Annotated in this window: 23 protein-coding genes; 15 read left to right on the top strand and 8 right to left on the bottom strand. The window is 60.7% G+C overall.

The window, feature by feature from the left end; translation table 11 throughout:
- The first annotated feature begins 600 nt into the window (after positions 1 to 600).
- Complete coding sequence (locus C934_RS0115310) at positions 601 to 933, top strand: hypothetical protein (protein WP_018857532.1); 333 nt, start codon at positions 601 to 603, stop codon at positions 931 to 933.
- On the opposite strand, the gene C934_RS0115315 is transcribed toward C934_RS0115310, so the two are convergent.
- Positions 930 to 1,835, bottom strand: a complete 906-nt coding sequence (locus tag C934_RS0115315; RefSeq protein ID WP_018857533.1) for a LysR substrate-binding domain-containing protein — start codon at positions 1,833 to 1,835, stop codon at positions 930 to 932. The two genes, C934_RS0115310 and C934_RS0115315, sit on opposite strands and share 4 nt — an antisense overlap.
- Positions 1,836 to 1,936: 101 nt before the next feature.
- Here C934_RS0115315 and C934_RS0115320 point away from each other — a divergent pair, with 101 nt between their 5' ends.
- The gene (locus C934_RS0115320; RefSeq protein WP_018857534.1) at positions 1,937 to 2,140 is read left to right on the top strand and encodes a hypothetical protein; all 204 of its coding nucleotides are present in this window, start codon (positions 1,937 to 1,939) and stop codon (positions 2,138 to 2,140) included.
- A gap of 48 nt (positions 2,141 to 2,188) precedes the next feature.
- On the opposite strand, the gene xdhB is transcribed toward C934_RS0115320, so the two are convergent.
- The 3 genes from xdhB to C934_RS0115335 are packed head-to-tail and all read right to left on the bottom strand — an operon-like array spanning position 2,189 to position 6,805.
- A complete protein-coding gene (gene xdhB / locus C934_RS0115325; protein WP_018857535.1) occupies positions 2,189 to 4,528 on the bottom strand; it encodes a xanthine dehydrogenase molybdopterin binding subunit in 2,340 nt (779 codons plus the stop codon).
- Complete coding sequence (xdhA, locus tag C934_RS0115330; RefSeq protein ID WP_018857536.1) at positions 4,528 to 5,994, bottom strand: xanthine dehydrogenase small subunit; 1,467 nt, start codon at positions 5,992 to 5,994, stop codon at positions 4,528 to 4,530. The genes xdhB and xdhA overlap by 1 nt, the downstream gene beginning before the upstream one ends.
- A gap of 34 nt (positions 5,995 to 6,028) precedes the next feature.
- Positions 6,029 to 6,805 carry a 3-hydroxybutyrate dehydrogenase gene (locus tag C934_RS0115335; RefSeq protein WP_018857537.1) on the bottom strand — a complete coding sequence of 259 codons (777 nt, stop codon included), beginning with the start codon at positions 6,803 to 6,805 and terminating at the stop codon, positions 6,029 to 6,031.
- A gap of 178 nt (positions 6,806 to 6,983) precedes the next feature.
- On the opposite strand from C934_RS0115335, the gene glpK reads away from it, so the two are divergent.
- A complete protein-coding gene (gene glpK, locus C934_RS0115340) occupies positions 6,984 to 8,477 on the top strand; it encodes a glycerol kinase GlpK (RefSeq protein WP_018857538.1) in 1,494 nt (497 codons plus the stop codon).
- Between the two features lie 39 nt (positions 8,478 to 8,516).
- Here the strand turns inward: glpK and C934_RS0115345 are convergent, their stop codons facing one another.
- Positions 8,517 to 9,599 carry a hypothetical protein gene (locus tag C934_RS0115345; protein ID WP_018857539.1) on the bottom strand — a complete coding sequence of 361 codons (1,083 nt, stop codon included), beginning with the start codon at positions 9,597 to 9,599 and terminating at the stop codon, positions 8,517 to 8,519.
- A 72-nt stretch (positions 9,600 to 9,671) separates the two neighbouring features.
- On the opposite strand from C934_RS0115345, the gene C934_RS0115350 reads away from it, so the two are divergent.
- From C934_RS0115350 to map, 8 genes are all read left to right on the top strand, one after another.
- A complete protein-coding gene (locus C934_RS0115350; protein ID WP_018857540.1) occupies positions 9,672 to 10,079 on the top strand; it encodes an OsmC family protein in 408 nt (135 codons plus the stop codon).
- A 125-nt stretch (positions 10,080 to 10,204) separates the two neighbouring features.
- Positions 10,205 to 11,131, top strand: coding sequence for an MYG1 family protein (locus C934_RS0115355; protein WP_018857541.1), 927 nt, complete (start codon positions 10,205 to 10,207; stop codon positions 11,129 to 11,131).
- A 207-nt stretch (positions 11,132 to 11,338) separates the two neighbouring features.
- On the top strand, positions 11,339 to 11,713 hold the full coding sequence (locus C934_RS0115360; protein ID WP_018857542.1) for a YciI family protein: 375 nt from the start codon (positions 11,339 to 11,341) through the stop codon (positions 11,711 to 11,713).
- Positions 11,710 to 12,969, top strand: coding sequence for an RNA polymerase sigma factor (locus tag C934_RS0115365; protein ID WP_018857543.1), 1,260 nt, complete (start codon positions 11,710 to 11,712; stop codon positions 12,967 to 12,969). Before C934_RS0115360 ends, C934_RS0115365 begins: the two co-directional genes overlap by 4 nt.
- 102 nt (positions 12,970 to 13,071) lie before the next feature.
- Positions 13,072 to 13,539 carry an SRPBCC family protein gene (locus tag C934_RS0115370; RefSeq protein WP_018857544.1) on the top strand — a complete coding sequence of 156 codons (468 nt, stop codon included), beginning with the start codon at positions 13,072 to 13,074 and terminating at the stop codon, positions 13,537 to 13,539.
- Positions 13,540 to 13,568: 29 nt separating this feature from the next.
- On the top strand, positions 13,569 to 13,985 hold the full coding sequence (locus C934_RS0115375; RefSeq protein ID WP_018857545.1) for a DoxX family protein: 417 nt from the start codon (positions 13,569 to 13,571) through the stop codon (positions 13,983 to 13,985).
- A gap of 153 nt (positions 13,986 to 14,138) precedes the next feature.
- Complete coding sequence (locus C934_RS0115380) at positions 14,139 to 15,200, top strand: LLM class flavin-dependent oxidoreductase (protein WP_018857546.1); 1,062 nt, start codon at positions 14,139 to 14,141, stop codon at positions 15,198 to 15,200.
- Positions 15,201 to 15,306: 106 nt separating this feature from the next.
- The gene (map, locus tag C934_RS0115385; protein ID WP_018857547.1) at positions 15,307 to 16,065 is read left to right on the top strand and encodes a type I methionyl aminopeptidase; all 759 of its coding nucleotides are present in this window, start codon (positions 15,307 to 15,309) and stop codon (positions 16,063 to 16,065) included.
- A 4-nt stretch (positions 16,066 to 16,069) separates the two neighbouring features.
- On the opposite strand, the gene C934_RS0115390 is transcribed toward map, so the two are convergent.
- Positions 16,070 to 16,639, bottom strand: coding sequence for a PadR family transcriptional regulator (locus C934_RS0115390; RefSeq protein WP_026371824.1), 570 nt, complete (start codon positions 16,637 to 16,639; stop codon positions 16,070 to 16,072).
- A 128-nt stretch (positions 16,640 to 16,767) separates the two neighbouring features.
- Between C934_RS0115390 and C934_RS0115395 the strand changes: the two genes are divergently transcribed.
- Positions 16,768 to 17,976 (top strand): YbfB/YjiJ family MFS transporter, encoded by a 1,209-nt coding sequence (locus tag C934_RS0115395; RefSeq protein WP_025660435.1) that lies wholly within the window; start codon positions 16,768 to 16,770, stop codon positions 17,974 to 17,976.
- A 124-nt stretch (positions 17,977 to 18,100) separates the two neighbouring features.
- Positions 18,101 to 19,366 (top strand): bacteroid development protein BacA, encoded by a 1,266-nt coding sequence (sbmA, locus tag C934_RS0115400; RefSeq protein ID WP_018857550.1) that lies wholly within the window; start codon positions 18,101 to 18,103, stop codon positions 19,364 to 19,366.
- Between the two features lie 22 nt (positions 19,367 to 19,388).
- Here sbmA and C934_RS0115405 read toward each other — a convergent pair whose 3' ends face one another.
- Positions 19,389 to 19,655 carry a DUF2277 domain-containing protein gene (locus tag C934_RS0115405; RefSeq protein ID WP_018857551.1) on the bottom strand — a complete coding sequence of 89 codons (267 nt, stop codon included), beginning with the start codon at positions 19,653 to 19,655 and terminating at the stop codon, positions 19,389 to 19,391.
- 134 nt (positions 19,656 to 19,789) lie between these two features.
- A complete protein-coding gene (locus C934_RS0115410; protein ID WP_018857552.1) occupies positions 19,790 to 20,788 on the bottom strand; it encodes a polysaccharide deacetylase in 999 nt (332 codons plus the stop codon).
- A 117-nt stretch (positions 20,789 to 20,905) separates the two neighbouring features.
- Here C934_RS0115410 and C934_RS0115415 point away from each other — a divergent pair, with 117 nt between their 5' ends.
- Together C934_RS0115415 and C934_RS0115420 are read left to right on the top strand one after the other, a co-directional pair.
- Positions 20,906 to 21,490: an NnrU family protein gene (locus C934_RS0115415; protein ID WP_018857553.1), complete on the top strand. Its 585-nt coding sequence runs from the start codon at positions 20,906 to 20,908 to the stop codon at positions 21,488 to 21,490.
- Between the two features lie 104 nt (positions 21,491 to 21,594).
- Positions 21,595 to 22,278, top strand: coding sequence for a tetratricopeptide repeat protein (locus C934_RS0115420; protein ID WP_018857554.1), 684 nt, complete (start codon positions 21,595 to 21,597; stop codon positions 22,276 to 22,278).

Consider the following 22,278-nt stretch of genomic DNA (forward strand, 5'->3'; position numbering starts at 1 on the left):
AGAGCCAGGTGGTTCCCTTCATGTTCGTTGAGGAGATCAAGGTTGCGGGAGCGACCTACCCGGAGCATGTCGACGTGGGAGCCGGTGATGGACAGCACCGCCCAACTCCCTTCGTCGCCCTTGTAACCGATCGTGTCGAGTGTCTCGTTGACCTGTCCCGGCCCTCGAACGCGAAGAAAATCCGATCCTGATAAGGCTGCAATACATAAACCATATCAACGCCGTTTTCCGGGCTGCTCACCTTGCGGACCTCGCCGACGTCGATCGCCATCAGATCCTCTACCTGAAGCCTGCGCTCCTGGGCATGCAGCGCGAGCGGCATCGAGACAAAGCATACTAGGCCAACATGTCGACGTTTTTTCATTGGATGCTCTCTGTGCCGGCGACGCTCGGCACTCTAGAGACCGCTTGCCGGCTGTCGAGAGGTGGGCGCGCGAAATGGTACGGCGCCCGCGAACAAAGGGGGCTGTCAGCGCCGCTGTGCAGCATGGAAAGTGGCTTGAAATGTCACGTTTCGATTACAATTTCATTTTGAGGCCGTCGGGCTGAGGTGGAAACCGCTTCGTCCCGGCGGCGCTTTCATCAACGGAGATGATGCCCATGCGCAGCATTCTTGTGTGTGTGATGATTGCATTCGCATCCTGTGCTTACGCGCATGATGCGCCGTCGGGCTGGAGCTATGAGCCGTTCTGTTGCAATGGTGACAGCGAGACCGGCGACTGCCAGATGATCCCACCAAAGAGCGTAGCGATCACGCCGCACGGCTATCGAGTGACGCTGCTGCCGGGGGATCACCGGCTTGTCACGCATGCGCATGTGTTCCTTCTTCCCATGGGCAAGGCGATGCGTTCGGGCGATGGCGACTACCATCTCTGCCTGTTCCCGAACGAGGATACGCCGCGCTGTTTCTACGCGCCACAGATGGGCTATTAGCTGCCGTCGATCCCGGCGGCGTTCATTTCCGCAAGAATCCAATTTCGGAATGCCTTGATCTTAGGGACGTTGCGACGGTTCTCCGGATAGGCGAGCCAATAGCCTCGGCCATCGGTGCATTGCAGTTCGAATGGGCGGATCAGCTTCCCGCTTGCAAGCTCTTCCGGATAGAAGTCGGGCGTCAGGATCGCGACACCCTGGCCGGCGACGGCAGCCGCGGCCTCATAGGCCTGAGCGCCGTAGAAGCTTGTGCTTCGCTTCTCGAGGCTGGGAATCGGTACACCAGCTGCGTCCAGCCATTGGTGCCACCAAGGATCAGTGGGATCGAAAATCCGAAGCTTCAATAGGTCGGCGGGCTCATGAATGCCGCCAATGCTTTCCGCGAGTGCCGGGCTCAGCATAGGCGTGAAGTAGACGTCCATCAGTTTGTCCGCCCGCAGGCCGGGCCACTCGCCCCTGCCTGAGCGTATGCCGACATCGACCGCTTCGCGGCCGAAATCGACCAGCGAATCCGAAGTGCTGAGCCGTACGGCGATATTCGGATTGGCGAGCTGAAAATTGCCGAGCTTACGCGCAAGCCATTGGGACGCGAATGTCGCCAGGCAGGTGATCTGTAGCGTTACCTCCGTTTCGCCGCGTGCCTCGGCCATCGCGAGTTGCAGCATTTCGAAGGCTTCTGTGACCTGTGGAGCCAGCCGTTCTCCAGTCTCGGTCAGACTGATGTGACGTGGACGACGCAGGAACAGCGGCTCGCCGACATTCTCCTCCAGCAGCTTTATCTGGTAGCTCACGGCAGTCTGAGTCATGCCGAGTTCTTCGCCCGCGCGCGTAAAACTGCCGAGCCGCGCGACCGCCTCGAAGACCCGCAGGGCGTTCAACGGAAACTGCTTCGACAGCTTCATGGATAAGTTCTCTTTATGTGGTCCGACGATTGTTCGATTGGAATTGCAGCATTTATTGGCGCAATCTGCAACTCAACGGATCAGATTATTGAGGTGAAGTTATGGATTGCGCCGTTATCGAACAAGAGAGCCATGCAAGGGCTGCCGGGACTTCCAGTTGGCTCTCCGGCTTTGGCCGAAGGCTGCTGCGCCGGCTTTCGGAATGGGACAGGTTGGAGCTTGAGGGTATGCCGGATCGCGTGAAGCGCGACCTTGGTTTCATGGATGGACGCGAGCCGCGCTACGACAGGGAGTTCTGGCGGTAGGGCCCGGGATGGGAACGATGGCAGCACCGCGACGTGCTGCCCGTCATGTCAGGCCCTCTTCATCCGCTCGACGGCCATCAGCACCCGCTCGGGCGTTGCCGGTGCATCGAGCTTCGGGCAGACCTTGTAATTTGCGACGCTGGCGACAGCCATCGAAATGGCCTCGAGCACCGAAATCGCCAGCATGAAAGGCGGTTCGCCGACTGCCTTGGAGCGGCCGATCGTGTGCTCGGCATTCTCCGACCATTCGGCAAGCCGTACGTTGAAGACCTTCGGTCGGTCAGAGGCGAGCGGAATCTTGTAGGTTGATGGTGCGTGCGTGCGCAGCCGGCCCTTTTCATCCCACCACAATTCTTCCGTCGTCAACCAACCCATGCCCTGCACGAAGGCGCCCTCGACTTGTCCGATGTCGATCGCCGGGTTCAGAGAACGCCCGACGTCGTGCAGGATATCGGTGCGGTCGATGAGGTATTCGCCCGTCAGTGTATCAATCGATACCTCCGAGCAGGCTGCGCCATAGGAATAGTAGTAGAAGGGCGTGCCGCGGCCGGCGGCCCGATCCCAGTGGATCTTCGGGGTCTTGTAGAAACCGGCAGCCGAAAGCTGGACGCGGGCGAGGTATGCCTGCTTGACGAAATCCGCAAATGCGAACTCCTTGTCGCCAACGCGCACGCGGTTTGGCAGGAAGACGACGTCCGTTGGAGGGACGCCCCACTTGTCGGCGGCAAAGGCGACTAGCCGTTCCTTGATCTGGCGCGCGGCATCGTAGGCGGCCATGCCGTTCAGGTCGGAACCCGAGGAGGCTGCCGTCGCCGAGGTGTTCGGCACCTTGCCTGTTGTCGTCGCCGTGATCTTCACATGCTCGATATCGACCTGGAAACTGTCGGCCAGCACCTGCGCGACCTTGGTGTAAAGACCCTGGCCCATCTCCGTGCCGCCGTGGTTCAGATGGATCGAGCCATCCTGATAGACATGCACGAGCGCGCCCGCCTGGTTGAAGGCGGTCATGGTGAAGGAGATGCCGAACTTCACCGGCGTCAGGGCAATGCCCTTGCGGATGTAGCGGCTATTGCGGTTGAACTCGATGATGGCGTTGCGGCGCGCCTGGTACTCAGCGCCTTCTTCCAGTTCGCCAACGATGCGTTCGAGGATGTTGTCTTCGACTTCCTGGTGGTAAGGCGTCAGTGTGCGGCCAGAGCCGGGCTGGCCGTAGAAATTCAGCTTGCGGATCTCCAGCGGGTCCTTTCCGATCGCATAGGCGATCTCTTCGATGAAGCGCTCGGCCCCGAGCATGCCCTGCGGTCCGCCGAAGCCGCGAAAGGCAGTGTTGGAGACTGTATGGGTCTTCAGCGGTTTCGAGCTTAGATGAACATGCGGATAGAAGTAGCTGGAATCCGCATGAAAAAGAGCGCGGTCCGTGACCGGGCCTGAAAGGTCGGAAGAAAAGCCGCAGCGCGCCGCATAGGTCGCGTCGACCGCGTAAATGCGGCCGTCATCATCGAAGCCGAGTTCGTAGTCGACAAGGAAGTCATGGCGCTTGCCGGTGGCCGTCATGTCCTCATCGCGATCAGGTCGGAACTTGATAGCACGCTTCAGTTTCTTGGCGGCGATCGCTGCCAGGGCCGCGAACTGGTTGCCCTGGGTTTCCTTGCCGCCGAAACCGCCGCCCATCCGGCGGACATTGACGGTGATGGCATTCGACGGAATATTCAGCACGTGACCGACGATATGCTGGATTTCGCTCGGATGCTGGGTGGACGACCAGATGACAACGTCGTCGTCCTCGCCGGGGATGGCCACGGCGATATGGCTTTCCAGATAAAAGTGCTCCTGGCCGCCGATCCGCATCTGGCCATTCAGCCGGCGCGGGGCATTTTTCATTTTCGCCTTCGCATCGCCGCGCTGCAGGGTCATTGGCGTGATGACGAGTGGGCTGCCGTTCTCGAGCGCACCGTCAATATCGCTCCAATGCGGCAGGTCGCGATACTCGATCTTCGCCTTGCGGGCGGCCCGCCGGGCAATCTCGCGCGTCTCGGCGATGACGGCGAAGATCGGCTGGTTGTGGAATTCGACCTTCTTCTCGGCGAGCAGCGGCTCGTCGTGGCTACCGTTGGAACTGACATCATTGACGCCGGGAACGTCCTTGCCGGTGAGAACCCAGACAACGCCGGGCGTCGCTTCGACCTCCGAGAGATCCATGCTGACGATTTCGGCGTGCGCCCGGTCGGACAGGCCGAGTGCGCCGTGCAACAGGCCGGCGGGCTCCGGAAGGTCGTCGATGTAGTCGGCCGATCCGGTCACATGCTTGTGCGCGGAATCGTGGCGCAAGGCATCGTGCATCGCGCCGTTGATGATGAATTTGGGATCGGCGAAAGTCGACTTGTCCATTATGCCACCTCCTCGAAGCGGTGGAGCTCAGCTGGTGCGCCGGATGTTTCCAGGAAGAAGCGCGTCAACAGGTTCTTCGTCGTCAACTGACGATACTCGGCCGTTGCGCGCCAATCGCTCAGCGGTTGGAAGTCGGCGTCGAACTCTGCACGCACTTCTTCGATCGTTTGTTCGTTCCATGGCCGGCCCATAAGCGCATTCTCGACGTTGCGCGCACGCTTCGGCGTTGCGGCCATGCCGCCGAAGGCGATGCGGATGTCGTTAACGTCGCCTTCGCCGTCCAGCGTCAGATAGAAGGCGCCGAGAACCGCCGTGATGTCTTCATCGCGGCGCTTGGTGATCTTGTAGACCGCAAACTGGGTTTCTTCTGCCGGGTAGGGCACGAAAATGCTCTCGACGAATTCGCCGGGGCGCCGATCCTGCTTGCCGTAGTCGATGAAGAAATCTTCCAGCCGCAGCATGCGCGTTCCGGCCAGGGAGCGCAGCTTCACCGTCGCTCCAAGGGCAATCAACGGTGGTGGCATATCGCCGATCGGCGAACCATTCGCGATATTGCCACCGATAGTACCCATGTTGCGCACCTGATCGCCGCCGATGCGGTTGATGAGGCGGCCAAGCGTCGGAACCTTACCGGCGATAGTCTCGAAGGCGCGGCTGTAGGTGACACCCGCGCCGATCGTGAAGCCGCCGTCGCCAGCGGTGATCGACTGCAGATCGGTCAGATGGTTGATGAAGACGACGGGGTCCAGGGCACGCATCTGCTTGGTTACCCAGAGGCCCACGTCGGTCGATCCGGCGACGATCGTGGCATTCGGCTCTTCGGACAGCACACGGGCCAGCGCGTCCAGTGATCCTGGCAGAATCAGTCGGCCCTCCGCCGTGGTGATCGTGACGGTCTCACTGTTCCGCATCGCCCAGAGGCGCGAGATGATCTCGGAGCGGGTTTTCTCCAGCGGATCAAAGAGCGCGCTCGGGCGGGTGTGGCTCACCTGCTCGGCCGCCTTCACGATCGGCTCATAGCCGGTGCAACGACAGAGATTGCCTTGCAGTGCCTTTTCGATGTCTGCGCGGCTCGGCTTGTCGTTGGAAAGCCAGAGGCCATACATCGACATGATGAAGCCCGGCGTGCAAAAGCCGCATTGCGACCCATGGCAATCGACCATCGCCTGCTGTACCGGATGAAGCGTGCCGTCCTTGGCGGCCACATGCTCGACAGTGACGACATGGGTGGCGTTCAGCGACCCCATGAAGCGAATGCAGGCGTTGACGGACTCATAGTGTAGCTTGCCGTCTATCAGCCGTCCGACAAGGACGGTGCAGGCGCCGCAATCGCCCTCCGCGCATCCTTCCTTCGTGCCGGTCAGCCGGCGCTTCAACCGGAGATAATCGAGAAGCGTCTCGGTCGGCCGGACATCGCCAAGCGTGATGTCCTCGCCATTCAGGATGAAGCGGATGCTGTCGTTCATATTGTTCCCTGGTTTTTATCTTTGTTTTGAATGGTTATGCCGCGGTCCAGCCTCCGTCAATCGAGATGTGGGTCCCGGTCACTTGCCGAGCCTCGTCGCTTGCGAGGTAGAGAGCGAGCGCGCCAATCTCTTCGGCCTTGACGAATTCATGCGTTGGTTGCGCCTTTAGGATCACCTCGGTCTTGACCTGTTCCTCGGTGATGCCGCGCGCCTTGGCCGTATCCGGGATCTGCTTCTCGACGAGGGGCGTCAGCACGTAGCCTGGGCAAATCGCGTTCACGGTTATGCCGAATTCGGCAAGTTCGAGCGCGGCGGTCTTCGTCAGGCCCAATATACCATGCTTTGCCGCGACATAGGCGGATTTGAAGGGTGAGGCGACCAACCCGTGCGCGGAGGCGATGTTGATTACGCGGCCTAGCTTCTTTGCCTTCATCAACGGAATCGCCGCCCGCATCGTGTGAAACGAGCTGGACAAATTGATGGCTATGATCTGGTCCCACTTTTCGATCGGGAAGTCTTCGATCTTCTCGACATGCTGAATGCCGGCGTTGTTGACCAGCACATCCACACTGCCGAAGGTCTTGGCGGCCGTTTCGATCAGATCCGCGATTTCGGTCGGCTTTGTCATGTCTGCCGGATGGTAGATCGCCTTTGCCTCCGAGACTGATTCAAGCTTCTCGACTATCGCCTTGATTTCCTCGGGCTTTCCGAAGCCGTTGATGACGACGTTGTCGCCCTTGCCGGCAAAGGCTGTCGCGATCGCAAGCCCGATGCCGCTGGTGGATCCGGTGACGACGACTGTTCTGGCCATGCGCTTCTCCTCAGGGTGTTTTGCGACGCAATAGAGCTGAGGTTATGCGCAAAGCATCTCTGCTGGCAATTGCGGTCAAGGCAAAACTCCTGTGTCGAAGCGATGGCGGGTTCTTTCCTCAATCGCCCTCCTGTCCTATTGATTTCTCCCGACAATCACGATCAGCGGGAGGGCTGGCATGAGCGGGTATGTTCTGGCAATCGATCAGGGGACGACGTCGACACGGGCGATCGTCTTCGACGGCGAGATGAAGATCGCCGGTGCGGGCCAGAAGGAGTTCCGCCAGATCTATCCGCGATCCGGTTGGGTCGAGCACGATCCAGAGGAAATCTGGGATTCCGTCATCTCGACGATCAAGATGGCGATCCGTGAGGCCAGGATCACGGCAAAGGACATTGCGGCGCTTGGCATTACCAACCAGCGCGAGACGGTTGTGGTCTGGGAACGCGAGAGCGGCAAGCCGATCCACAACGCGATCGTCTGGCAGGATCGCCGCACCGCAAGCTATTGCGACAAGCTGAAGAGACAGGATCTCGAAAAGACTTTTACGAAGAAAACCGGCCTTCTCCTCGATCCGTATTTCTCCGGCACCAAGCTTTCGTGGCTGCTCGCGAACGTCAAGGGCGCACGGGCACGCGCCGCCAAGGGCGAATTGTGCTTCGGCACGGTCGATACGTTCCTGATCTGGCGGTTGACCGGCGGCAAGGTGTTCGCGACCGATGCGACGAACGCCTCTCGCACGCTGATGTACAACATTGCCGACAACACGTGGGACAGGGATCTCCTCGACATCCTGCGCGTTCCGGTAGCCATGCTGCCCGAGGTAAAGGACTGCGCCGACGATTTCGGCACGACCGAGAAAGCAATCATCGGAGCGGAGATCCCGATCCTCGGCGTCGCCGGGGATCAGCATGCCGCGACCATCGGGCAGGCCTGCTTCGAGCCGGGCATGATGAAGTCGACCTACGGCACCGGCTGCTTCGCTCTGCTCAACACCGGCAGCGACATGGTTCGCTCGAAGAACCGGCTGTTGACGACGATCGCCTATCGGCTGAATGGCGAGACCACCTACGCGCTCGAAGGCTCGATCTTCATCGCGGGAGCCGCGGTGCAGTGGCTTCGCGACGGGCTTGGCATCATCGATACCGCCTCGCGCACCGGCGAGCTGGCCGATGCCGCGGATCCGACGCAAGAGGTCTACCTGGTTCCCGCCTTCACCGGCCTCGGCGCGCCGCATTGGGATGCCAACGCCCGTGGGGCGATCTTTGGCCTGACGCGCAACAGTGGGCCGAAGGAATTCGCTCGGGCCGCGCTCGAGGCGGTCTGCTACCAGTCCCGCGATCTGCTCGATGCCATGCACAAGGATTGGAAGGGCGGCGTGGAGAGCACCGTCCTTCGTGTCGATGGCGGCATGGTCGCCTCCGACTGGACGATGCAGCGGCTTGCGGACATTCTCGACGCGCCTGTCGATCGGCCGGTCATCCTCGAAACCACGGCGCTTGGCGCTGCCTGGCTTGCCGGCAGCAAGGCCGGTGTCTGGCCGGACCGCGTTGGGTTTGCCAAGAGTTGGAAACGCGACCGCCGTTTCGAACCAAGCTTGGACGAGAAGACGCGTGCGGCGAAGCTGAAGGGATGGCGGAGTGCCATCAAACGCACGCTTGCCGACGTCTGACGAGCGTGGTCCCGTTCGCTGAGGGTGCAGGTAGGTCGGCTATTCCTCGATCTCGCCAGCGGCTCGGCTCATGCGATGCTCGAGAAAAGTCAAACGGTTCTCCTTGATGGCTTGCAGGGCGGACATGTCGCTGCCCGCTATCTTCAGGTGTGGCAGATGCTCTCGGTAAACGAGTTCGAATATTGCGGCGCGCGTGCCCGGATCGACAGGGTTGGCCTCGTAGACGGGTAGGTCCGCGTGGATCGAGGGGCGGCCCGTCGCCTGTTCGACGCGCGTGGAATAGACTGGCTTGCCTTTGATCCGCGTTGTCGTTGCCGACATGTCGGCGCAGATTTCAAGCGCCTGCAGGATCGTAAACCTCTCCTGTCTTGTGGGCAGAACAAACCGGTGCATGATGTCCATCGAGCGGCCACTGTCGCTCAGGTTGGCGATGATGGCGAGATCGCCGAGACGGATCATGATGGTTTGCGTTTCGTGCACGGTGACGAAGTCGAAGTCCTCACGATAGCGATCGTCGTCAATCGCCAGGATGACGATCGAGCCCAACACCTCTGGCGCGATATGCGCGCCGGTGTAGGGGGACCTGGCGAGGCAATGAATGTGATGCAGCGTCGCCCAGTCGGTGTTCTTGTCTTGCATCACCGCTTCCACGCGGTGATCGGGGTTGATCGGGATGGCGCCGTCCTTGATCAGGAACTTCAGGAAGATCCAGGAAAGCCAGGCAAACAGCAGGCGTTGTGTGTCACCGTCGAGATGGCGCAGAAGTTTCGAGTGTCCGCCTTCCATTAATCGCCGCACCGGTTGTTCAAGCTTTCTTCCGAGCATCGAATTGCAGTCCTTGCAGCAGGGGATCGTGTGGCGACCGTATCGCCGACCATGGTATTCGTGCGGCAGGCTGACCTCCTTGTCGTAGAGGTCGTACTTCCGCAGGATCCACTTGGGCAGGACGTGTTCCCGGTTGACCACTTTACTGTCGAGGGGTTCGCAGCAGATCAGGCACCGTGTCTTTTTGCTGACGAGGTCAATGAAGGTGTCGGTATCGATGTAGACCTTGGGGTCATTCAAATACGGTGAAGGCGTCATGTCCTTGTCTCCCGTCGGATCGATGAGGATAATATGCACCGAGTTTCCCGTCAGGTCGCGCGAAACTGCGGCGTGTTCGGACTTGCCTGTTTCAGTCACGGAGGAGTTGGCATGGTTGCGGTCACGGTGGAGCTGCGGAATGTCGAGGGTACGCAAGCGGCGATGGGGTGGGCCGGTCCGCACACCATCATTGTCGATCGTCCGGAGGGGAAGGCCGGTGGGCAGGGGCTCGGCTTCAACGGCGCACAGCTTTTGGCGCTGGCGCTCGGCGGGTGCTTCTGCAACGACCTGCGCTATGTCGCCGAAGAGATGGGCGTCTTGCTTGGCAGGATTGCGGTCTCGGTAGTCCTGGAGCTCGAGGGGAGCCCGCTGCTCGCCAAATCGGCCAAGATGACCGTTCTCTGCGAAAAGCAGGATGGCGACGGCGCCGAACGTGTGATCGAACGGGCGAAGGAGGTCTGCATGGTCGCCAATTCGCTGGGGCGTGGGGTTGCAGTTTCGATTGAGCATGCCGCCTAGTCTAGGCCCTATAGCCGGAACTGAAGCGGGCACGACGGGCAGTGACGGGTTGAGATGACCGCCAGCAAAGGCTATGAGCTGCCGACCGCAAGCGGCTTCCGCAAACCAACAAGGGCGCATCCTGCATGACTCCAGAGTTCCTCGTCACTCATTCCGGTGGCTTCCATGCGGATGAGGTGCTGTCGAGCGTCATCCTCACCCGGCTCTTCCCGCAGGCTCGAGTGATCCGCAGCAGGGCGCCGGAGTGGATCAAGCCGGGCGCCGACCGCATCATCTATGACGTCGGCGGCGCGTATGATGCCTCTCAGCGTATCTTCGACCACCATCAGCGTGGCGCACCGCTGCGTGACGATGGGCAGCCCTACAGTTCGTTCGGCCTGGTCTGGAAGCACTACGGCCACGACTATCTTGTTGTCACCGGCATTCCAGAGGCTCACGTCGCGGCCTTGCATGCCTCGTTCGACCTCTCCTTCGTGCTGCCGGTCGATCTGACTGACAATGGTGCGCTCAGCCCGTCCGGACCGCTGGCCGGGCTGACGCTACCGACCTTGCTGGAAACCTTGAAGCCGGTGTTCGACGAAACGGACGCGAATGCCGATGATCGCAGATTTCAGGATGCCGTCGCCATCGCCCGCAGTTTCGTCGAGGCGAAGATCGCTCAAAGCGCCGCCAACCTGCGGGCAGAGACGCTCGTGCTTCAGGCGATAGAGCGTACGGGGCAGGGGCGCGTGCTCGAACTTCCGATGGGAATGCCTTTCCGTCCCGCGATCGTCAAGGCGGGCGCCGATCACCTGCTCTTTGTCGTTCATCCGCGAGAAAGGGATTGGTGCGTCACCGGCATTCGCCGCGGGGACGAGGGGTTCGAACTTCGTGCGGATCTGCCTGCTGCCTGGGCCGGCCTGACCAATCACGATCTGGAGGCCGTTTGCGGCGTCGATGGCGCAACCTTCTGCCACAACGGCCGATTCGTCGCTGCAGCCAAGACACGCGAGGCCGCGTTAGCGATGGCCGAGCTGGCCGTGCAGGAGGCCATCAACGTCGGATCAGGCTGACTAGATGGAGAGGAGATAGCTGGCGCTCGTCAGGCCCGACCGTTTTAGCAAGAAAGGCTGCGACCGCAGACGTCGTCCGTTTGCCGCATTCGGCACGCCGGCCCCTGCCGTCAGGGCGGCGGCATCTCCTTTTGCGCGCTGCAATTTTTTGCTGCGTTCTGTCGGATGTCACGCTACTCCTTCGTCATTCAGGAAGAGGAGTAAGACATGCTTTATGCAATCCTTTGTTACGCCAATGAAGAAACGGTGTTCTCCTGGACCAAGGAGGAGGAAGACGCCGTGATGGCGAAGCTTTATGCGGTTCAGGCACCTTTGGCCGAGCGCGGCAAGCTTGGTCCTGTCGGCCGGCTGATGCCGACGACAGCGGCGACCACCGTGCGCAAGGGCAAGGAGGAACCGCTCGTTCTCGATGGCCCCTTCGCGGAAACGAAGGAAGCACTCCTCGGTTTTTACGTGGTTGATTTCGACACTCTGGAGGAAGCCGTTGCGTTTTCCAAGGAGCTCTCCACGGTCAACCCGGGTTCTACCTCTTACGAAATTCGGCCGTTCTACGTGTTCCGACCGGGAGTTTCTTCGGCATGACAGACATTGCCTGGATCGACGTGACGCTTGCTTCGGCCCGACCGAAAGCGCTTGGTGCGCTGCTCAGATATTTCCGCGATCTCGATATCGCGGAGGAGGCCTTCCAGGAGGCCTGTTTGCGCGCCATCCGTACCTGGCCGGACAAGGGGCCGCCGCGCGATCCGACGGCATGGCTGATCTTCGTCGGCCGCAACAGTGGCATCGACGCCGTGCGCAAGCGTTCGAAGACGCAGGCACTTCCTGATGAAGAACTGATCTCCGATACCAGCGATGCTGAGAGCGATATTGCCGAACGGCTTGATGATTCCAACTATCGCGACGATATCCTGCGGCTGCTCTTCATCTGCTGCCACCCGGATCTGCCGGCGACGCAACAGATCGCATTGGCGCTGCGCATCGTCTCGGGCCTGTCAGTACAGCAGATCGCGCGTGCCTTTCTTGTTGGCGAAAGCGCGATGGAGCAGCGGATCACGCGGGCCAAGGCTCGCGTTGCCAAGGCCGGTGTACCCTTCGAGACGCCGGACGCGCAGGAGCGGGCCGAGCGGCTCTCGATCGTCAGCACAATGATCTACCTGATCTTTAACGAGGGTTACAGCCAGGCGGATCCGAAGCACGACGCCTGTGCGTTCAGCGACGAGGCGATCCGGCTCGCGCGGCTCCTGCTGCGCATCTTCCCCGGCGAGCCTGAACTGATGGGTCTGCTCGCATTGATGCTCCTGCAGATCTCGCGGCGCCAGGCCCGTTTCAACGGTGAGGACGATATCGTGCTGCTCGAGGATCAGGATCGTTCGCTGTGGAACCGCGAGCTGATCAACGAGGCGCTGGCGCTGCTCGACAAGGCGATCCGCCATCGCCAACCGGGGCCTTCCCAGCTGCAGGCGGCGATCGCTGCCCTGCATTCGCGGGCCAGGCGCGCCGAGGATACGGACTGGGAAGAGATCGAGCTGCTTTATCGGGCGCTGGAGCGTGTTCAACCGTCGCCGGTCATTACGCTCAACCGCGCCGTCGCCGTCTCCAAACTCAAAGGGCCGGACGTGGCGCTGGCACTCGTCGAAACGCTTGGCGAGAAGCTCGATGGCTACTTCTACTATCACGGCCTGCGTGGCGGTCTGCTGAAGCAGATCGGTCGTGCCCGCGAGGCGCACGAGGCCTTCGATCGCGCCATAGCACTTGCTCATTCGGCAGCGGAAGCCGCGCATATCCGCCAGCAGATCGACAGCCTCGCCCATGGGGCCGCGCAGCCGATCGCCAAATAATTCCAGAAATAATTGCGCCGGGTTGTCGGAACCGGAAAACCTCCCACGTCCTTGTAACAACTTGATCGAAAACAGGTTTCACTCAATAGGAGGAATGCCGAGATGACCGCAGAAGCCCAACACGAACTGGTTCTCGTCCGGGAATTCGACGCTCCGCGCGAGAAGATCTTCAAGGCCTGGACCGATCCTGTCCTGATGAAGGAATGGTTCGTACCACGTCCCTGGACCCTTGCTGATGTGAAAGTCGATGCACGGCCGGGCGGCTCGAACCTCATCGTCATGCGCAGCCCCGAGGGCCAGGAATTTCCGAACCGCGGTGTCTATCTGGAGATCGTCGAAAACGAGAAGATCGTCTTCACCGATGCGTTCACCAGCGCCTGGGTGCCATCCGAAAAGCCGTTCTTCGTCGGCATCATCCTGCTCGAAGACCTCGGCAACGGCCGGACGAAATATACCGCGAAGGCGCGGCACTGGACTGCGGCCGACAAGGAACAGCACGAGCAGATGGGCTTCCACGAAGGCTGGGGCAAATGCGCCGACCAGCTCGCCGAGCTGCTGCCCAGGATCTGAGACTAGAATCGAAACAGGGGGATAGAGGCATGTCTGCAATTGTTGATTCAACTGCCGGGCTTCCGCGCTGGCAGACCGTCACCGGCACTGTCATGAGCGGGCTGATCGTGGCCTTCCTGGTGTTCGACGGCGCGATCAAGCTGGTGCCGATCGTGCCGGTCACGGAGACTATGACGGCGCTCGGTTATTCGGGCGACCCGATGCTTGCTCGCGGCCTCGGTTCCCTGACGCTGTTGTGCGCGCTGCTCTATGCAATTCCGCGGACGTCGGTGCTCGGCGCAATCCTACTCACCGGTCTGCTCGGAGGCGCGATAGCGACGCATCTGCGTGTCGGGAGCCCGGTCTTTTCCCATCTGCTGTTCGGCGGCTATCTCGGGCTCATTGCATGGGGTGGCCTTTATCTCAGATACGAAGCCGTTCGGAAAATGATTCCATTCAGGCGCTGAAACCGTTGATTTCAGAATCAAAGTACCGCCGCGATCCCAGGTCGCGGCGGTACTGCTTATCGATATTTTTCGAACGATCGGTTCCAGAATTTATGTTTGCCCTGAGGCCGCTCAGTCCTTATCTCCATCAGTAGATACAACGGGATGCGAGCGATGGAACTGGGCCTCTACACCTTTGCCGACGTGAACCCGAACCCGAGCCGAAGCAAGGGTGAGGAAGGGGCCGAGCGGCTGAAGCATCTGATCGATGAAATCGAACTCGCGGACCAGGTGGGGCTCGACGTATTCGGATTGGGCGAGCACCACCGGCCCGATTATGCGGCCTCGGCTCCGGCAGTCGCTCTCGCGGCCGCTGCGATGAAAACGAAGAACATCAGGCTGACCAGCGCAGTGACCGTGCTGAGTTCAGACGATCCGGTTCGGGTCTTCCAGCAGTTCGCAACACTCGACCTGCTTTCGAACGGGCGTGCCGAGATCATGGCCGGACGAGGCTCGTTCATCGAGTCCTTCCCGCTGTTCGGCTACAATCTCGAGGACTACGACCAACTGTTCGAGGAAAGGCTCGACCTGCTGATGGCCCTCCGCGACGAGGAAGTGGTCACCTGGTCGGGTGAATTGCGTGCGCCGATCAATGGGCGTGGCGTTTACCCGCGGCCGCTGCAGGACCCCTTGCCCTTGTGGATCGCCGTTGGTGGCACGCCGCAATCGGTTGCGCGCGCGGGCGCGATGGGCTTGCCAGTGGCACTGGCGATCATCGGCGGCGAGCTGCGCCGTTTCGCGCCGCTGTTCGACCTCTATCGCGAGGCGGCTCGCCGAGCCGGGCAGGAGGCATCGAAGCTCAAGACCAGCATCAACGTGCACGGCTTCATCGCCGATACGACGGACGCTGCTGCCGATCAGTTCTACGGCCCGCAGACCGAGGTCATGAACCGAATTGGCCGCGAGCGCGGCTGGGGGCCGACGAACAGGGCGCATTTCGACATGTCCCGCGGACCTAGCGGCGCGCTCTTCGTGGGCGATCCGGAATTGGTCGCGGAGAAGATCATCGCGCACCATCGGTTGTTCAAGAACGACCGTTTCCTGCTGCAGATGGCGATCGGCTTGATGCCCCACGACCAGATCATGCGCGGGATCGAACTCTACGGCACGAAAGTCGCGCCGCTCGTCAGAAAGGCATTGACTGAAAGCGACGAAGAGGCGAAAGCCACCGCCTGAAGCTGGAGCATGATGCCGTAAAGGATGAATTGGATTCTGAACGCCGTCGTGCTCTCATCGTGATCGAGAGCCGGCCGACCGGCCGAAGAAGGCCGGGTAGACGTTCATGATCATTGAAAGCGAAGACGAACTCCTCAAGCTAAAGGAAATCGGGCGAATCTGCGCCAATGCCCTGCAAGTGATGAGCGCATCGCTTGAACCGGGTATCACGACCCTGGAGCTCGATCAGATCGGCCGCAAAGTGTTGGAAGATGCCGGTGCGCGTTCTGCGCCCGAACTTTGCTACCAGTTTCCCGGTGCGACCTGCATCAGCGTCAATGAGGAAATCGCCCACGGCATTCCAGGCCCGCGCGTCATTCGCCCGGGGGATCTGGTCAATATCGATGTCTCAGCGGAGAAGGACGGATTCTTTTCCGACACCGGCGCGTCGTTCAGTGTTCCGCCGCACAGGTCCAAGATCGAAAAGCTCTGCCGCGACGGCAAAAGGGCGCTGTGGGTTGGGCTTAACCAGGTGAAACCGGGCGAGCCGCTGGCCAAGATCGGGCAGGCTGTCGGCGCCTTCGCCCTGAAGAATCGCTATACGCTCGTTGCCAATCTGGCGAGCCACGGGATCGGCCGTTCGCTGCACGAGGAGCCGGCCGAGCTCTCGACCTGGCCGGATCCGTCCGAGAAGCGAATGATCACGGAAGGCCTCGTCTTCACGGTCGAGCCGTTCCTCTCGCTCGGCGCAACATGGGCGGAAGGCGGCGACGACGCCTGGACGCTCTACGCGGACCCGGAGGCCCCGACCGTGCAATACGAGCACACGGTCGTCGCCACGCGAAATGGCCCGCTGATCCTGACGCTGCCGGAAGGCGGCGCCTGAGGCCTCACTCGCCCGAACGTCCGCCGGCAAGAATTTCGCCGGCCGCGCGCTCCAGAATGCCGGCGATGCGCTTGGCCTCGTCCTTCGACCAGGGAAAGCGGAGCCGGAGGGCCGATTTCAGCAGCATTCGTGCAGCTGCGACTTCGCTTTTGTCTTCCGGAAATGCGTCCTCGTCCCGATCGCCATTGCGGCTTTCTGGGTCGAAAATCTTGCGGACATGCGCCATCTTCGCGCCGATTTTCTCCAGCTTTCCGAGCGTCATGTCGATCATCGACTGGTTCTCCTCGACGAGCCTGCGGCCGCTCTCCGTGATGCGGTAGAGCTTCTTGGTGCCTTCGCTCTCCACGTCGGCAAGGCCGGTTTCTTCCAGGTAGGTTAGCGCCGGATAGATTACGCCGGGGCTTGGAACATAGAAGCCGCCCGAACGCTCTTCCAAGAGCTTGATCAATTCGTAGCCGTGGCGGGGCTGCTCCACCAGCAAGGCCAGGATCACCAGTTGCAGGTCGCCTGATGCGAATTTCCGCCCCATGCGAAAACCGCCACCACCCATCATTCCGCCTCTAAAACCTCTCATAGGTCACTCTTAAGATGTATCTTCCACTATGTCGTAAAACATATATCGTAAGATAGTCGCTTTCAAGGGCTGGCTTTATGATTTCGTGAGATTGATCAATCGATCAGAAATTCTTGATTGTCGGCGCCGTGTTGCAGCGCGATAAACACGCCATGTTGGCACGCAATGAAACTTTCCCCGAAAACTTGTTTCGAACTGGCCTTGCAGGCGCCATCGCCATGGCCGCCGCGATGGGCTTTGGACGCTTTTCCTACACGCCGATCCTGCCGAGCATGATCAGCGGCGTGCCGCTCTCGGCCGCCGATGCCGGCTTCATCGCCTCTGCGAACTTCGTCGGCTATCTGGTGGGCGCTGTTCTCGCCGCCTACGGGTGGGCAACAGGATGTGAGCGCAAGGTCGCACTCCTTGCGCTTGCGGCGACAGCATTGCTTCTTGCTGCCATGGCCACGACGACATCCGTCATGGTCTTTGCAGTCATCCGCTTCCTGGCGGGTGTTGCGAGTGCCTTTGCTCTCGTATTCAGTTCGCAGATTGTACTTAGCCACGGAGCCATGGCCGGTAACGACCATGTGCAGGCAGCCCATTTCGGCGGCCCGGGTGCCGGCATCGCGCTTTCATCGGTGATGGTTCTGCTGGTCGGGTTGTTCTTTGATGGAAGCAGCGACGCCTGGCGGGCGTCCTGGGTTGGAGGCGCGATCTATTCGGCTCTCAGCCTGCTGGCAGTCTGGTGGCTGCTGCCGTCGGGCCCGGCTGCCGCGGCACAGACCGGCAAGGAACCGCGGATCGCTTGGAGCCTGCCGATGCTGCTTGTCACGGCGTCCTATGGCCTGTTCGGGTTCGGCTATGTGATTACAGGCACATTTCTGGTGACGATCGCGCGCATGGATGCCGCCGGGCCGATGGTTGAGTTTCTCTGCTGGTTCATCGCCGGCCTGACAGCTTCGGTCGCGCTTTTTGCATGGAAGCCGTTCGTCCGTCCGCTAGGATTGGGCTGGGTCTACGTGGCGGCGCTGCTTATCGAGGCGGTCGGTGTGTTGGCGACTGTTCTACTGCCGCACTCTGTTGCGCCGCTGATTGGGGGAGCGTTGTTTGGAGCGACCTTCCTCGCGATCACCGCCTATGGCCTGCAGATCGGCCGTAAACTTTCGCCGGCCAGCCCGCGCCGGATATTGGCGACGATGACGGCAGCATTCGGAGTCGGGCAGATTGTGGGCCCCATTGTTGCTGGCTGGATGGCAGAGCGAACCGGCAGCTTTACGACGCCGACTTACGCTGCCGCGGCGGCGCTGCTGGTGTGCGCAATGCTGGTGATGCCGGTCGCCAAAAAGCTGTCATAGCGCGTTACAAGTGCGTAACAATGGGGTGAGGCCATTGCCGCTCTTTGCGAACTGCCGTAGTTTTCGCCGCAATCTGTCTGTTTAGAGACACCGAAGACTCCAGTTCAGGAAAGCAAGCTCTCCCGTGTTCGTATCGTATTTCCCCAGGCCCAGGCTTTTCTTCATCTCAGCTGTTGCTTGGGCACTTCTGGCCGTTCTCTTTTGGTATTTCGTGGGTTCCGGCCTAGGCTCGGTGATCGGCCTCCCGCCGCTGGCTCCAGGGGCGGAGGCTCCAATCGGTGTTTCGGTCTTCTGGTCGGCTCCGTTCCTGTGGTTCTACATCTATTATGCTTTGGCCGTGGCGCTCTTCGCCGCCTTCTGGTTTACCTACAGCCCGCATCGCTGGCAGATGTGGTCGGTGCTCGGCTCGGCACTGATCATCTTCAACACCTACTTTTCGGTTCAGGTGAGCGTCGCCATCAATGCGTGGTATGGACCGTTCTATGACCTGATCCAGCAGGCGCTCGCAAAGACGGCGCCGGTGACCGCAATGCAACTCTACCTCGGCATGTTGGGCTTTGCCGGCATCGCCTTCGTGGCGATCACCGTCGGCGTGCTCAACCTCTTCTTCGTCAGCCATTGGATCTTCCGCTGGCGCACGGCGATGAACGAATACTACATGGCACACTGGCCGAAGCTCAGGCACATCGAGGGCGCCTCGCAGCGTGTCCAGGAAGACACGATGCGCTTTTCCTCCACGGTCGAAAGCCTTGGCGTCAGCCTCGTCAGCTCGGTCATGACGCTGATCGCCTTTCTGCCGGTGCTATTCAAGATCGGCGCTAATATCACCGAGTTGCCGCTGATCGGCGAGGTGCCGCACGCGCTCGTCTGGGCCGCAATCTTCTGGTCGATCTTCGGAACAGTCTTCCTCGGATTGGTCGGCATCAAGCTGCCGGGCCTCGAGTTCCGCAACCAGCGCGTCGAAGCCTCCTACCGCAAGGAACTCGTCTACGGCGAAGACCATGCCGACCGCGCGACGCCGCCGACTGTCGCCGAGCTTTTCGCCAATGTGCGCCGCAACTATTTCCGGCTCTATTTCCACTACATGTATTTCAACGTCGCCCGCATCTTCTATCTGCAGGCGGATAACCTCTTCAGCCTGATCGTGCTCGTGCCGTCGATCGTCGCCGGCAAGCTGACGCTCGGCTTGATGACGCAGATCAACAACGTCTTCGACCAGGTGCGCGGCTCGTTCCAGTATCTCGTCAATTCCTGGACGACCATCGTCGAGCTGTTGTCGATCTACAAGCGCCTTCGCACCTTCGAATCCGCGATCGAAGGCGAGCCGCTGCCGGATATCGACCAACGCTATCTGGAGCGCGAGGCTGGCATCGTTCACGCCGACGGCTAGAGTCGTCGGCTGTGAGGCCCTCTTAGGCGAACCGCATCGCTGTTCTCGCGCGAGCCTTTGCGGCCACTTCTTCACGGTCACGAGGAGGCTGGGAAGTCTCCAGTGAATCAAGCAACTCGTGGGCGCATTTCGCGATCGAATTGACCGCACGTTCGAACGCCGCCTCATTGCGTTTCGATGGTTTGGTCGTTCCGCTCAGCTTCCGCACGAACTGAAGCGCCGCATCATGGATCTCCTCGTCCGTTGCTGGCGGATCGAAATTGAAGAGGGGTTTGATATTCCGGCACATGACTAGCTCCCGGTCGTCTTCTCTCCGCCACTACGAGGAGGGTGGCGTAGGACAGAAGGTAGTCGCGTAAGCGCTAATTGCAAACGGACCAGATGGCCGCGCCGGCAAAAGGCGGAAGGGATGGCAATGCCTGCTTAAAGACCCGATGTTTGCGTCTGGTCCTGCAGCTTACCCCGCGCTTCGATCATCGGGATCGCCTTCGAATAGCTGACGCAGGCTACGTCCGCGCGACGGCAGACATCGCTGACCAGCCGGTCGAGCGCGCGCCAATAGGCGCCGCCGTTCATCTCGACGAAGTGAAAGCCCAGCTGCAGCGGGATGCGGCTGCCTGAATACTGCTTGTCGAAGGCTTCCTTGAAGGCGGCATAGGAGCGGTCTTCGAATGCCTTCGAATCGGCCTTGTCTTCCTCGCCGTTGGAGTGGCGAACGAAGAGGTTGTAGTCCATGCCGATGATCGGTTTTTCGCGCGGGCCCTCGGGGATCAGTGGCAGGCCGAAGCGGATGATGCCGTTTTCCTCGACCGGCAGGGTCGGCCCCTTGGTCACCAGGCTGGCGTCATAGGTGAAACCGGCCTTCCTTTCCGCGGCGATCATATCGGCGCCCGGCGTTGCCGAGAGATAGGGCGCGCGGAAGCCGTGGATGCCATGGTCGACCAGATCCTGCCAGCCCTTGGGTTCTTCGAGGTCGACGCTCTTCCAGGCATTTTTCAAGGTGGCTTGGAAGGTGGCGAACTCCTTGCCCCAATCTGCCTCGCTCCACTGCCGTCCATCGAAGTGGCCGCAGGCGTGGCTCGAGATGTCGTGCCCCTCGAGGTGGGCGTGCCAGATGTTGCCGAGCCGCTCGCGAATCTCGTCGTCGCCCTGGGCAAAGCCGACATTGGATTTGCCAAGCTTCTGGTGCGGCGCCTGATAGGCCTTCTTGGTCGCCTGGTTCATCAGGAAGGTGCAGGAGAGGAAGTAGGTGAAATGGGCGCCGTTCTTGGCGGCCATCTCACGGCTTTTCTGCCAGAGCGCATTGTCGTGCGCACCGTCGAACGAGATCATCACCAGCTGTTTCGGCTGGTCGACAGCGCCCGCTGTGCCTGGAATAAACAAAGAGAGGGCGAGGGAGGCCTGGAAAAAAGAACGAAACATGGACACCGCGAGAATTTGTTTGCGGCTTTCCTGTTACAGAAATGCGGCGAAGCTGCGGTGACGCTGGCGTTTTTGCGCGGCTCCGGCTAAGTCTCGGAAAACGCACAGGAGATCGCCATGACATTGCTTATCGTCGGCATCATCATTTTCCTCGGACTTCATCTCATACGCGTCATCGCGCCCGGCTTTCGACAGTCCATGATCGATAGTCTCGGCGAGAACGGCTGGAAGCTGGCGTATTCCATCGTCAGCATTCTCGCGCTGATCCTGCTGATTTACGGCTTTGGTCAGGCCCGTCAGGTGACCGGCTTGCTCTACACGCCGCCGGTCTGGATGGCGCACATCACCCTGACCCTGATGCTGCTCGCAATGATCTGTCTGGTCGCCGCGCTGCTGCCGGCGGGGTATATCGCCGTCAAGGCGAAGCATCCGATGGTGCTTTCGGTGAAGATCTGGGCCTTCTCGCACCTGCTGGCCAATGGCGAGACCTCTTCGGTACTGCTGTTTGGTGCTTTCCTGGCATGGGGTGTGATCCTGCGGATTGCGCTGAAGCGTCGTGAGCGCGCCGGCGAGCTCACCCTTCGTCCGTTCGTCTCGGGCAAGTATGATCTCTATGCCGTCATCATCGGCGCGATCGCCTGGGCGCTCATCACGTTCAAGCTGCACGAGCTATTGATTGGCGTGGCTCCGATCGTTATGTGACGAATCTTTCCAATCCCCCTTACAACTGCTGAAAAATGGGGTAGAAGGCGCCACAATGTGCGTGCAACCCGCATGCCGAAGCATATCCGCGGCCGGAGACGAGAATGGCATTCAACGACGACAGCTTCATTCGTGAAGTTAATGAGGAACTGCGTTCCGACCAGGTGAAAGGCGCATGGCGCCGGTTCGGCCGCTACCTGATCGCGCTCGCCGTCCTGATCGTTCTCGGCACCGTCGGCTACAAGGTCTATGAATATTGGGACGACAACCAGTCCTCCGGCGCGGGTGACAAGTTTATCGCTGCCATGAAACTCGCCGACGAGAACAAGCACGACGAGGCGCTGGCAGCGCTTGAGACGCTCGAAAAGGAAGGCCACGGAGCCTATCCGATCCTCGCGCGGATGCGTGCCGCAAGCGTTCTCGCCCAGAAGGGCGATACGGCGGGTGCTGTGGCGGCCTTTGAGGTGATCGGCAAGGATAACGCCGCGCCGGCAGCTGTGCGCGATGCCGCCAGAATGCGCGCCGGCTGGCTGCTGATCGAAGGTGGCACCTACGAACAGGTCTCGGCCCAGGTTGAGGAAATGGCTGTTCCCGGCAACGCCTTCCGTCACTCCGCCCGCGAAGCACTCGGCCTTGCTGCCTACAAGGCTGGCAACATGCCGCAGGCACGCCAGTGGTTCCAGGCGATCGCCGACGACGCGCAGAGCCCGCGCAATGTTGCCAATCGCGCCCAGATGATGCTTGATAACATCACCGCATCCGGCAAGGCGCCCGCCGCACAGGGCTGA

This window comes from Rhizobium sp. 42MFCr.1, from assembly GCF_000377185.1.
GTDB lineage: Bacteria > Pseudomonadota > Alphaproteobacteria > Rhizobiales > Rhizobiaceae > Rhizobium > Rhizobium altiplani.

Coding starts and splice junctions, on each gene's coding strand:
- C934_RS0115310 (WP_018857532.1), top strand. CDS start 601: ATGCGCAGCATTCTTGTGTGTGTGATGATTGCATTCGCATCCTGTGCT.
- C934_RS0115315 (WP_018857533.1), bottom strand. CDS start 1,835: ATGAAGCTGTCGAAGCAGTTTCCGTTGAACGCCCTGCGGGTCTTCGAG.
- C934_RS0115320 (WP_018857534.1), top strand. CDS start 1,937: ATGGATTGCGCCGTTATCGAACAAGAGAGCCATGCAAGGGCTGCCGGG.
- xdhB (WP_018857535.1), bottom strand. CDS start 4,528: ATGGACAAGTCGACTTTCGCCGATCCCAAATTCATCATCAACGGCGCG.
- xdhA (WP_018857536.1), bottom strand. CDS start 5,994: ATGAACGACAGCATCCGCTTCATCCTGAATGGCGAGGACATCACGCTT.
- C934_RS0115335 (WP_018857537.1), bottom strand. CDS start 6,805: ATGGCCAGAACAGTCGTCGTCACCGGATCCACCAGCGGCATCGGGCTT.
- glpK (WP_018857538.1), top strand. CDS start 6,984: ATGAGCGGGTATGTTCTGGCAATCGATCAGGGGACGACGTCGACACGG.
- C934_RS0115350 (WP_018857540.1), top strand. CDS start 9,672: ATGGTTGCGGTCACGGTGGAGCTGCGGAATGTCGAGGGTACGCAAGCG.
- C934_RS0115355 (WP_018857541.1), top strand. CDS start 10,205: ATGACTCCAGAGTTCCTCGTCACTCATTCCGGTGGCTTCCATGCGGAT.
- C934_RS0115360 (WP_018857542.1), top strand. CDS start 11,339: ATGCTTTATGCAATCCTTTGTTACGCCAATGAAGAAACGGTGTTCTCC.
- C934_RS0115365 (WP_018857543.1), top strand. CDS start 11,710: ATGACAGACATTGCCTGGATCGACGTGACGCTTGCTTCGGCCCGACCG.
- C934_RS0115370 (WP_018857544.1), top strand. CDS start 13,072: ATGACCGCAGAAGCCCAACACGAACTGGTTCTCGTCCGGGAATTCGAC.
- C934_RS0115375 (WP_018857545.1), top strand. CDS start 13,569: ATGTCTGCAATTGTTGATTCAACTGCCGGGCTTCCGCGCTGGCAGACC.
- C934_RS0115380 (WP_018857546.1), top strand. CDS start 14,139: ATGGAACTGGGCCTCTACACCTTTGCCGACGTGAACCCGAACCCGAGC.
- map (WP_018857547.1), top strand. CDS start 15,307: ATGATCATTGAAAGCGAAGACGAACTCCTCAAGCTAAAGGAAATCGGG.
- C934_RS0115390 (WP_026371824.1), bottom strand. CDS start 16,639: ATGAGAGGTTTTAGAGGCGGAATGATGGGTGGTGGCGGTTTTCGCATG.
- C934_RS0115405 (WP_018857551.1), bottom strand. CDS start 19,655: ATGTGCCGGAATATCAAACCCCTCTTCAATTTCGATCCGCCAGCAACG.
- C934_RS0115410 (WP_018857552.1), bottom strand. CDS start 20,788: ATGTTTCGTTCTTTTTTCCAGGCCTCCCTCGCCCTCTCTTTGTTTATT.
- C934_RS0115415 (WP_018857553.1), top strand. CDS start 20,906: ATGACATTGCTTATCGTCGGCATCATCATTTTCCTCGGACTTCATCTC.
- C934_RS0115420 (WP_018857554.1), top strand. CDS start 21,595: ATGGCATTCAACGACGACAGCTTCATTCGTGAAGTTAATGAGGAACTG.